Consider the following 11805-nt stretch of genomic DNA (forward strand, 5'->3'; position numbering starts at 1 on the left):
GGGGCGGCGACGGCGGGTCCGGCGGAAATGGCGGGACGGGCGGCACGGGCGGTCCCACTCACAAAGGCGGCGCCGGCGGCGCCGGCGGCGCCGGCGGAGGCGCCGGAGCCCCCGGTGGCGGAGGCAGCGGGCTACCCCCCGGCACCGGCGGCCAAGACGGCCTGGTTGGCCCCACCGGCGCTATCGGAAGTTCCCTGTCTTAATGAACCCGCCTGCCGCGCGCGAGCCAGAGTGACCAGCAGAATCATCGGCTTACCAACGCTTATTCAAACGGCGCTCGACGCCGTAATGCCTGTACATCGCACCGACATTGAGGTGCCAGCGGCAACGGAACCAATGGAGGCGACGGCAGCACCGGCCGCGGCAGCGTAGTTGGCGCGGGAACGGCAGCCGCGCTCGACCGCTGGCGCCACTCCCTCCAGGAGGTGTGCCGGCGCCCCCAGTTCGCTGACCAGCGGCTCAACAAATGGCCAACCTTTATGCATATCCCGATCGGCACGGTTGACACCAGCGGCGGCTACGGATGCTGCCAGGCGGTGCGGGCCGGCCCATCCCCCACGGCAGGGCCTGCGGAGGGAGTCATCGATGTCGCTTGTATTTGTCTCGCCCGAGCTGGTGGTGACCGCGGCCGCCGATATCGCCGGGATCCGCTCGGCCGTCCACTCGGCCGCCCGCACTGCGTCAGCCTCGACTACGCAACTGCTGGCTGCGGCTGGCGACGAGGTGTCCACTCAGATCGCTGCGCTGTTCAGCGCCCATGGTCAGCAGTTCCAGGCACTCAATGCCCAGGCCGCAGCGTTTCAGGACCAATTCGTGCAAGCCCTGAGCGCCAGCGCCCATTCCTACGTCTCGGCCGAGGCCGCCAACACCGTTCAGCAGGAGCTGCTCGCCGCGATCAACGCCCCGTCTCAAGCGCTGCTGGGACGCGTGCTGATCGGCGACGGCGCCAATGCGTCCACGCCGGGCGGACGGGGCGGCGACGGCGGGTTGCTGTGGGGCAACGGCGGCAACGGCGCCGCGGGCGCGCCGGGGCAGGCCGGCGGAGCTGGCGGGTCGGCGGGACTTTTCGGGAGCGGTGGCGCCGGTGGTTCCGGAGGTGCCGGCGTGAACGGCGGAGCTGGCGGGGCCGGGGGCAGTGGCGGTAATGGCGGACTGCTCTACGGCGCAGGAGGAGCGGGCGCCAACGGCGGGGTCGGCGCGGCGGGCGCGACGGGCCTGGTCGGTGGAGCCGGCGGCGTGGGCGGAGCCGGCGGCAAAGGCGGCTTGTGGGCGGGCCAGGGCGGCGCCGGCGGGCTGGGCGGTGATGGTGGAGCCGGTGGCGCCGGCGCGACCGGGGCCGCCGGCACCGGAGGGGTCGGCAGCAGCGGCGCTGCCGGCGGCGTGGGCGGCACCGGCGGAGCGGGCGGGGCCAACGGACTGCTGTTCGGTCACGGCGGCAACGGCGGCCTGGGCGGCAATGGCGGCTTGGGTGGGAACGGCGGTGACGGCGCATCCGGCACCGGTACCGCGGGCGGTGCTGGTGGGATCGGTGGGGCCGGCGGTGCCGCCGGCAGCGGCGGCGCCGCGGGCGCTGGCGGCGGCACCGCCGGCGCTTGGGGTAACGGCGGTTCAGGCGGCTCCGGCGGTAATGGCGCAGCCGGCGACAACAACACAACCGTCGCGACCAACGGCGACGGCGGCACTGGTTTTGCCGGCGGGGCCGGCGGTGCTGGCGGTGCTGGCGGCGGCAGCGGGACAGGCGGTACCAACGGCAGCGGTGGACTCGGCGGCAACGGCGGCCACGGCGGCAATGGGGCAGATGGAAAGTCCGGCGTCGGCGCAGGGGCCACCGGTGGCGACGGCGGCCACGGCGGCAATGCCGGTGCCGGGGGCCTGGCGGGCACCGGCGGCGCCGGCGGCAGCACCGGAAGCGCCGGCAACGGCGGGAACGGCGGCAACGGCGGCAATGGCGACTCGGGTGGCGCCGGTGGCACCGGCGCGGCGGACGGTACCGGCGAAACCGGATTCGCGGGCGGGAACGGCGGAGCCGGCGGAGCGGGCGGCAATAGCGGCAACGGCGGCATCAACGGCAACGGCGGCACGGGTGGCAACGGTGCCAGCGGTGGCACGGGCGGCGCGGGCACCGACGGCTCCTGGGATCGAGGTGGCCTAAACAGCGGTCCCGCGGGCAACGGTGGCAGCGGCGGTAATGGCGGTAATGGCGGTGACGCGGGTATCGGTGGTCTGGCCGGCTCCGGCGGAACCGGCGGGAAGGCCGGCGGCGCGGGCCAGGGCGGCAACGGCGGAACCGGCGGCCAAGGCGGCTCCGGCGCCCCAGCCGATGGTTTCTACCACTCGACCGGCGGCGACGCCGGCAGCGGCGGCCAAGGCGGCTCCGGCGGCTCAGGCGCTCAGGGTGGCGTCGGAGGCACCGGCGGCCAGGGCGGCGCTGGCGGCACTGACGTAGGTTTGGGCGCCACCGGCAACGGGGGCGCGGGCGGCACCGGTGGCGCCGGCGGCGCCACCATCGACGGCGGCAATGCTGGCGCCGGCGGTGTGGGTGGCGCCGGTGGCACCGGCAGTATGGGAGGCACCGGCGGGACCGGTGGCGTGGGTGGCAGCGCAACCGGGAGCGGCACCGCCGGCGCCGGCGGCAACGGCGGGCAAGGCGGCAACGCCGGCGCCGGTGGGGCCGGCGGAACCGGAGGTGCCGGCGGGACCAGCGCCTCCGGCGCTGCCGGAGGCGGCGGCTCGGGCGGCCAAGGCGGCACCGCATCCGCCATTGGCGGCCCCGGCGGCGGCGGTGGTCAAGGCGGCGCAGGCGGCAACGCAACCAACGGAGGCAACGCCGGCTCCGGTGGCGCCGGCGGCGACGGCGGCGCGTCGATCGTCGCAGGAAAGGGCGGTGACGGTGGACTGGGCGGCGCCGGCGGCACCGCGACCAACGGCGGCAACGGCGGCAACGGCGGCAACGGGGGCAACGGCGCGAACGGCGGCGTGGGCGCATCGCCGACCACAACCGGGGCATCCGGAGAAGTGGGCGGCAGCGGCGGAGCCGGCGGTCATGGCGGCGCGGGCGGGCACGGCGGCACCGACGGCGGCAATGGCGGCAACGGTGGTGCCGGCGGCAACGGCGGCCGCGGCGGAGCCGGGGGCACTGGCGCCTCCGGCGCGAACGCCACAACGGCCGGCGCCGTCGGCCAGGCCGGCGGTGATGGCGGCACCGGCGGCACGGGCGGAGCCGGAGGCGCCGGCGGGGCCAGCGGAGCGGCGCTGTCGGCCACGGGTCATGCCGGGAGCCGCGGAACCGGCGGGGCCGGCGGCGATGGCGGTGCCGGCGGCACTCCCGGTGACGGCGGCAACGGCGCCAATGGCGCGGCCGGAGTCAACGCCGGCGCCGGTGGCGCCGGCGGCAACGGCGGCAACGCGGGCTTGGGGGGCGCCGGCGGGGCCGGTGGTACCGGCTCGACTGCAGGACTCTCAGGCCTGTCGGGACTAAGTACCGCCAACGGCGGCAGCGGCGGCAACGGCGGCAATGGTGGGCTCGGCACCAACGGCACCTCACCGGCCACGCCCGGCGCATCCGGCGGTAACGGCGTAGACGGCGGCGCCGGTGGTAATGGCGGCGCGGGCGGCCGCGGCGGTACCGACGCCGGCGATGGCGGTGCCGGCGGCAATGGTGGCAACGGCGGCCGCGGCGGAGCCGGGGGCAACGGCGCTACCGGCGCCAACGCGACCACCGGCGGGGGTGACGGGCAAGCCGGCGGCGACGGCGGCAACGGCGGTGGCGGTGGCGCCGGCGGCAATGGCGGGGCCGGCGGGGCGGCGCTTGCGGCAACCGGTCACACCGGCACGCGCGGCGCGGGCGGGGCCGGCGGCAACGGCGGCGCCGGCGGCGCTCCAGCTGACGGTGGCAACGGCGCAACGGGAGTAACCGGAGTCAACAGTGGCGCTGGCGGAACTGGCGGCAACGGCGGCAACGCGGGCTTGGGCGGGGCCGCCGGCACCGGCGGTACCGGCTCGAGTCAGGGTGCTTCGGGGTTGATGGGGGTCAGCAACGCCAGCGGCGGCAACGGCGGCAACGGCGGCAACGGCGCGGCCGGGACCCCGGGAACGCCCGGAAACCAACCGGGCGCGTCCGGCGGTGACGGCGGCGCCGCCGGGGCTGGCGGTAACGGCGGGATCGGTGGCCGCGGTGGCACCGACGCCGGCAATGGCGGCAACGGCGGGCGCGGCGGAAAGGGCGGCGACGGCGGCACCGGCGGCGACGGCGTCAGCGGTGCCAACGGTGACGTCCCCGATGTGAATGGCCAAGGTGGCGGCGACGGCGGAGTTGGAGGTGCTGGCGGGGCCGGCGGCAACGGCGGAGCCGGCGGCGTGGCCCTGGCGGCTTCAGGCCATGACGGTGCGCGCGGGGCCGGCGGCAATGGTGGTAACGGCGGAACCGGTGGCGCCTCAGGCAATGGGGGCAGCGGTGGTGAGGACCCATTCAATGCTGCCGGTGGAGCTGGCGGCGACGGTGGATCGGGTGGCGCTGGCGGGGCCGGCGGCAACGGCGGGAATGGGGCAATCGCCGGAAGCGGTGGCAACGGCGGGAACGGCGGCGCCTCGGGCAACGGCGGCGAAGGCGGCAAAGCCCTGCAAGACGCGGCCGGCGGGGCCGGCGGCAACGGCGGCACCGGTGGGGCAGGTGGCGCGGCTGGGGTCGGCGGCGTCGGAGATACCAACGGCGCCGATGGCACCGGCGGACACGGCGCCGCGGGTGGGCACGGCGGCAATGGCGGTGCCGCCGGCGCATCCGCCCAGGCCTTCGACGGCAGAAACGGCGCGGCTGGCGGGGCCGGCGGCAATGGCGGCGCCGGTGGGGCGGGCGGCGCCGGCGTCGGCGAAACCGGCGGCGGCAATGGCGGCAAGGGCGGCGACGCGGGCAACGGCGGTAACGGCAGTGACGGCGCTGAAAACATCACCCCCGCCGGTGTCGGCGGCGTCGGCGGCAGTGGCGGCGCGGGCGGATCCGGTGGCGCGGGCGGCAGGGGCGGCAGTGGCAGCGGCAGCGGAGGTAGCGGCGGTAACGCTGGTAACGGCGGACTCGGCGGCGAAGGCGGGCCGTCCGCGGTCGACACCGGCGGCAAAGGCGGTCAGGGCGGCAGCGCGGGTGTTGGCGGGGCCGGCGGTGACTCCGGCGGCGGTTTCAGCAACGGCGGAGCTGGCGGCCAGGGCGGCTCTGGCGGCGCCGGCGGCACTGGCGGCGCCGGCAACTTCACCGGCAAGAGTGTTGGCGTGGGCGCCGGTGGCGACGGTGGTGATGGGGCGCCGGGCGGGGCCGGCGGTGACGGCGGCCTGGGTGCGGGCATCGGCAGCGGCGGCGCCGGCGGGAAAGGCGGCAATGGCGGCGGCGGCGGTGACGGCGGGACGTCTGCCACCAACGTCGGCGGAAACGGCACCGGAGGCGGCAACGGCACTCCCGGTACCGGTCCCGTCGGTATCGAGCCCGGCGACGGCGGACCCGGCGGCACCGCTGGCAACGGTGGGACGGGCGGACCAGCCTGACGCCTAGCTCCGGCGCAGCCGAATCACCGAGACCGCGACGGCCGCAACGGAAATCAGCGCAAGCAGTTGAACAATCGCGGCATGCCCGGCATACCCGTGCACCGACCGCCACGGATGGCGAGACAGCGCCGCCCCGGCCAGAATCAATCCGCCCGCACTCAACCCCACGGTGACGTTGTCGCGCAACCGCTCTCGGTCGCGCAGCACATAGCGCAGCCCGAGGGCAGCGCCCATGACAACCACGCCGGCCGCACCGGCGATCAGGGCCCCGGCCGCCAGCACACCGAGGGCGGCCCAGCCGCCGGGAGCCCACGGGGCAGCCGCGGGGTCGTCACACGAAGCCCTGCGCCGCCACAATGCCAGCAACAACAGCAGCGGCAGCAGCGCCAGCCCGACCGCAAGTCCCGTCCGGTACACCGAGTTGGCGGGGAACGTCAGCGTGATGGTGCCCGCGCTCCCGGCGGGCACCACCCACCCCTGTTGCCACCCATTGACCGCGACCGGCTGCAGCCGGACCCCGGCGCTGGTGCGGGCCTGCCAACCCGGGTTGATGCTTTCGGGCACGACCAGTATCCGGGACCGGTCCGACGCGGGCACGCGCACTTCGCGCCGGTCCGGCCCCCATCCGCCGACAACAGCAGAATCCATTGTCGCACTGGGCAATTCGGAAAAGCCGGGAGCCGTCAGCTCTGCGCCGTCGACGACGAACTGCGCACCGGGGCTGATCAGCAACTCCTGCTGGCCGGCCGGCAGCGCGATCGGATCGCGGTCACACGCGACGGCTGCAACCGGCGCGCCGTCCAGCAGCGTGCCCACTGTGGTGTGGACCGAGGTATGCACAAACCGGCCCGCAACGGCGATCACCGGGCCGTGCTCGCAGTCGACGCTCACCGCACGCCCGCGGTTGCGCGCCGCGTCGGCCGGCGCGACCGCGGCACCGCCCGGTCCGAGTACCACGACTTCGGCCAGGCCCGGCGGCTTGAGCTGGTCGAAGCCCAGCGCGTTGCGGTCGATGATGTCTTCCCAGTCGAGCAGGCTGAGCGTCACGGTGTCGGTGACCCGGGGCGTCAACGCCAATGTTTGTGGCTCGGAACCGCGTTGCAGCGCGCGGATCTGCGGCCCGTCACCCAGGTTGACGGCCACCATCGTTGGATGGGCCGGCAGCGTCGACCGGCTGGCCGCCAGCCGCAGACCGGTGACCTCGGTGGGCTGCGGCAGGGTCAGCGTCAGCGTAGGTGGCGTCTTGTGCTGCACCACGCGCTGTGGGGCCGTCCACGAGGTGGCCGGATCGCCGTCGGTGGCCGCATACGCCGAACCGAGCACCTCGACAGAATCCGAATCACCAGAGGCGCGAGTGGTATTCGGCTCGGCGATCAAATCGGCTAACTTCGGCCCCTGCCGCGGCCGCACCCACACCATTGGGGTCACCGACATCGGCTGCGGCACGGTCAGGGTGCGGCTGAAGTTGACCGGCTCCTCGGGGGCCAGCGCCATCGACGCCGCGCAGCGCATGCTGTCGGGCCCCGACGCGCAGCCCGGCCTGCCCAGCAGTTCGGAGCCGAGGTCCCAGCCCGCGATCGCCGCACCCGGCGGCGGCCCGGGCACCAGCACAGTGTGGTGTAGCTGCACCGGGTGGGCGAATCCGGACGCGTCGTACTGGGTGATGCTCAGGTCGGTGATGCCGAACTGCACACCCGCCGATCCGTCGTCGGTGGCGGCCGCGGTGACCCGCACCCACGGCGTCTCGCCGTAGGGGAGTGCGACGGTCAGCGGTTTGCCCGCCTCGTCGAACCGCAGCGTGGTGCTGCCGCTGACCGTCTCGACCACGATGCGGCGGACCTGTGCGCCGACGGCCGTGGCGCTGGGCGTCAGGGTGAGCACGGCGTTGGTCACCGGATGGTCGAAATCCACCTGCAGCCACTGCCCGACCGCGGACTGCAGCGCGTTGGACACCCACGAGGTCGCCGGGTCGCTGTCGATCGCCGCGGCCGCAGAGGTCGCCGGAGCGACGTCGGGCAGTGCGGTGGAATCCGACGACGAGCTCGACACCGTGATGCGGCCCCCGGTCCAGCTGCCGATGACCGGCTCGGCGCCCGGAACCGGGTAGTCGGGCACCCGGTTGTAGGTGTGCCGGGCGTCCCCGGCCGCGCGGATCGCCGACGAGTGGTGGTCGACCCGGCCGTAGTCGGTTTCCCGGGCGACCGGCGTGTCGGTGACGGTCACCAGCGGCGTTGGCAAGCCGGCCGCACGCGCGTCGCCGGTCAGCAGGGCCGGGCCCAGCGGCGGCTGACCCAGCAGCCGCCGCCGTTCCTCGAGCCGCAACAGCACTTCGGGACCACCGTCGACGCGGGGCATCTGGCCGGCGTCGGCGAAGTACGGTGAGCCGGGATGGCCGGCTAACTCGACGCGATAGATCTCCACCGCCGGATAGCGGGGTCGCAATCCGCTGTCGGACACGAACCCCGCCACCGACCCCGGCCCCACCGGGGCGCCGAACTCGGCCACCTTCGCCAGGCCGGGCGATCCCGCGAGGGTGCGGTGCGCCAGGATCGGACGGGCTGAGCGCGACGTCTCGGGATCCAGGTCGTTTCGCATCACGACGAACGAAATACCTTGGCGGGCAAGGGTATCGGCCAGCCCGACCGACGGCCGCCCGGAAGCGAACAGGCGTTGGACCGAATCGAGCGCCCGGATGGTTTGCGGTGGGGTCAGCGGAATGGAGTCGCGTACCCCCCACGCGCTGTCGCCGAGCACCTGCAGCGGCTCGTCGTGGCTGTTTCCCCAGATCTGGGTGGCGAACGGCGCACCCGGAACCACCAGCACGCGCCCGTTGCGATGTGCGCTGAGCCAGTCGGCGGCCTCATGCCAATACCCCGGCATCGCGCTGAACGTGCCGGGCGGGGTGAGCCGGCCGGTCCAGGCCAGCGAGGTACTGACCATCAGCGCGACCAGCGCGACGATGCCGACCGCGACCCGTTTGTCGCGCTCTGGGTGGGCGATGAGGCTGAACCGCACTTTGCCTAGCAGTTCGGCGAAGCCCAGTACCAGCGGGATCCGCACCACCGGGCCCAGCTTGTGCACGTTGCGCAGCGGCGTGCCGGCGGCGTCCAAGAACGCCTGCACCTGGTGGGCGAGTGGCGAACCCAGCCCGCCGCTGTAGCCGACCGCCAGTAACACCACACCGACCAGCAGCATCGTCACCAGCCGGCCGCGTGCCGGCATGTCCCGGCTGGCCAGGCCGGCCAATCCGGCCGCGGCGACCAGGCAGGTGCCCAGGATCGCCACCGACCCGGTCACCAGCGGCGCACCCGCGGTGGCGTTGGGCGCCACGAACGGTGTCCAGCTGTCGATCCCACGCAGCATCTCCACCAGCGAGGACCATTGCGTGGTCACGCCCGAGGATTCGATGAAGTCCAAGAACGGCGGGCTGATGCCGCGCAGCTCGGCCAGCGCCACCACCCACCACAGCACCGCCAGCGTCACCGCCGGCAGCAACCATGCGGTGTAGCGCCACCACCGCCGGTTCGGGCGGTGACAGGCCCACCAGATAACCGCCGGCAAACAGGCCGCCGCGGTTGCGATGGCGTTGACCGCCCCCATCAACGCCACCGCCAGCCCCGCCTGGGCGGCCAGTACCCGAACCGATCGAGTGCCCCGCAACGCCAGGATGGTGGGCAACAGCACCCACGGCGCCAGCATCATCGGCAGCGTTTCCGACGAGATCGACGCCAGCGTGGTCAGCACCCGCGGTGACAGCGCGTACGCCGCCGCACCCAGGACGCGCGACGCCGGGCTGCCGATCCCGAGTACCTCAGCGACCCGCAGCAGCCCCCAGAAACCGACCGTGAGCAGCAGCGCCCACCACAGCCGCTGGGTGATCCAGCCCGGTACCCCAAGCAGATGGCCGATTAGGAAGAAGGTCCCGTGCGGAAACAGATAGCCGTAGGCCTGGTTCTGCGCCTGGCCGAATGGCAACTCGCTGTTCCACAGGTTCGTCGCCCGGGCCAGAAAGCGCAGCGGGTTGGCGGTGAGGTCGAGTTTGGTGTCCGGAGAGACCTGGCCGGGAGCTTGAGCGAACGTCAGCGCCAGCGCGATCGCGGCAACGAGCACCAGCCACCGGCGCGAAAGCGGCGCCACCATCGATTGTTAGCTGCGGTTGCCGTACTCGACCCGGTTGAGCACTGAGGACGACGGATCGCCGCCGGGCAATGGCGGCTTGGTGTCTTGCTGCACCATCAGGGTGATCCCGAAGATCGCGGCCGCACCCAATAGGAGACCAACCACCACGCTCGCAGCCGCGGGCGCGACGATCCGGTTCATAGCGCCAACCTAGCAGAAGAGCCTCCCCGGCTCGCGCGACCCAAGCCCAGCGGCGCAATACCGCCGTGACAGCATGGCCGGATGTCTTTCCCGCGCACCGTGGCTGTGCTCGCCACGGTATCGGCACTGGTGGCGGGCTGCGGACACAGCGGCACCAAGTCCGCACCGCCTTCCTCGACTACCACTCCGTCGTCCAGCAGCCCCACGCCCATGGCCGCTGCGGTGCCGCCCGTCTGTGCCGAGCCGACGGCCGTTCCCGCTGCCTTGTCGACCCGCGACAAGCTGGCCCAACTGCTGATGGTGGGCGTGCAGGACGGCGCCGACGCCAAGGCCGTGGTCAGCACTTACCACGTCGGCGGCATCATGATCGGTGGCTGGACCGACCTGTCGATGTTCAACAACGGCGCGCTGACCGACATCATCAACACCGCCGGCCCGCTGCCGCTGGCCGTCAGCGTCGACGAAGAAGGGGGGCGGGTATCGCGGCTGAAGTCGATCATCGGAACCTCGCCGTCGGCCCGGGTATTGGGGCAGACCCAAACCGTCGACCAGGTTCGCGGCCTGGCCCGCCAGCGCGGCGAGGCGATGCGCAAACTGGGCATCACCGTCGACTTCGCCCCGGTGGTCGACGTCAGCGACGCCCCGGACGACACCGTCATCGGCGACCGATCGTTCAGCTCGGACCCGGCGAAGGTTACCGCCTACGCCGGGGCGTACGCGCAGGGTTTGCGCGACGCCGGTTTGCTGCCGGTGCTTAAGCATTTCCCCGGTCACGGGCACGGTTCGGGTGATTCGCACACCGGCGGGGTCAGCACGCCGCCACTGGGTGATCTGGTGGCCAACGATCTGGTGCCCTACCGCACGCTGGTGACCCAGACCCCGGTCGCAGTGATGATCGGTCATCTGCAGGTCCCGGGATTGACCGGCTCCGATCCGGCCAGCCTGAGTCCGGCCGCCGTGCAACTGCTGCGCACCGGAACCGGTTACGGGGCCCCGCCTTTCGACGGCCCGGTATTCAGCGACGACGTGTCCAGCATGGCCGCGATCTCCGACCGGTTCGGCGTGACCGAGGCGGTGTTGCGCACCTTGCAGGCGGGCACCGATATCGCGCTGTGGGTCACCACCAAAGAGGTGCCCGCGGTGCTGGACCGGCTGGAGCAAGCGCTGAACGCCGGCGAACTGCAAGCGCCGGCGATCGACCAATCGGTGGTCCGGGTGGCGACCATGAAGGGTCCCGGCCGAAGCTGCGGGCGCTAGCGGGCGGGCGCTTACTCTAGAGTCAGATAGACGGGCTAGAGAGGCGCACGACACATGGCAGGTGGTACCAAGCGGCTACCCCGAGCCGTCCGCGAGCAGCAGATGCTCGACGCCGCCGTGCAGATGTTCTCGGTCAACGGCTACCACGAGACTTCGATGGACGCGATCGCCGCCGAGGCACAGATATCCAAGCCAATGCTCTACCTCTATTACGGCTCCAAGGAGGAGCTGTTCGGTGCCTGCCTGAACCGCGAGATGAGCCGGTTCATCGACGGGGTGCGCGCCGACATCGACTTCAATCAGAGTCCAAAAGATTTGTTGCGCAACACAATTGTGTCGTTCCTGCGCTATATCGACGAGAACCGGGCGTCGTGGATCGTGATGTACACCCAGGCCACCAGCTCGCAGGCGTTCGCCCAAACCGTGCGCGAGGGCCGTGAGCAGATCATCGACCTGGTGGCCGGGCTGGTGCGAGCCGGCACCCGCAGCCCCCGCTCGGACGCCGAAATCGAAATGATGGCAGTCGCTTTGGTGGGGGCGGGTGAAGCCGTGGCCACCCGGGTCAGCGCCGGCGACACCGGTGTCGACGAGGCGGCCGAGTTGATGATCGATCTATTCTGGCTCGGTCTCAAGGGCGCGCCGGCGGATCGCGACGCCGGCCGGGGCGCCGCCACCGGTTAACCGCGGCAACCGTTGGAT

General features: G+C 73.1%; 6 protein-coding genes. 4 read left to right on the forward strand and 2 right to left on the reverse strand.

Translation table 11 applies throughout. The annotated features are described in order from the left end of the window. Both AWC27_RS32860 and AWC27_RS20625 read left to right on the forward strand, forming a co-directional pair. Positions 1-203 (forward strand): hypothetical protein (locus AWC27_RS32860; protein ID WP_211281677.1); only part of this gene is annotated, 203 nt, incomplete at its 5' end. A 382-nt stretch (positions 204-585) separates the two neighbouring features. Beyond that, on the forward strand, positions 586-5529 hold the full coding sequence (locus AWC27_RS20625; protein ID WP_085672192.1) for a PE family protein: 4944 nt from the start codon (positions 586-588) through the stop codon (positions 5527-5529). A 3-nt stretch (positions 5530-5532) separates the two neighbouring features. Here AWC27_RS20625 and AWC27_RS20630 read toward each other — a convergent pair whose 3' ends face one another. Beyond that, on the reverse strand, positions 5533-9666 hold the full coding sequence (locus tag AWC27_RS20630; RefSeq protein WP_085672248.1) for a DUF3367 domain-containing protein: 4134 nt from the start codon (positions 9664-9666) through the stop codon (positions 5533-5535). A 9-nt stretch (positions 9667-9675) separates the two neighbouring features. Beyond that, positions 9676-9849: a DUF2613 domain-containing protein gene (locus AWC27_RS20635; protein ID WP_023369784.1), complete on the reverse strand. Its 174-nt coding sequence runs from the start codon at positions 9847-9849 to the stop codon at positions 9676-9678. Between the two features lie 81 nt (positions 9850-9930). On the opposite strand from AWC27_RS20635, the gene AWC27_RS20640 reads away from it, so the two are divergent. Then, positions 9931-11106: a glycoside hydrolase family 3 N-terminal domain-containing protein gene (locus tag AWC27_RS20640; protein WP_085672193.1), complete on the forward strand. Its 1176-nt coding sequence runs from the start codon at positions 9931-9933 to the stop codon at positions 11104-11106. Between the two features lie 54 nt (positions 11107-11160). Beyond that, positions 11161-11787: a TetR/AcrR family transcriptional regulator gene (locus tag AWC27_RS20645; RefSeq protein WP_085672194.1), complete on the forward strand. Its 627-nt coding sequence runs from the start codon at positions 11161-11163 to the stop codon at positions 11785-11787. The last annotated feature ends 18 nt before the right edge of the window (positions 11788-11805 follow it).

The organism is Mycobacterium szulgai (assembly GCF_002116635.1).
Taxonomy (GTDB): domain Bacteria; phylum Actinomycetota; class Actinomycetes; order Mycobacteriales; family Mycobacteriaceae; genus Mycobacterium; species Mycobacterium szulgai.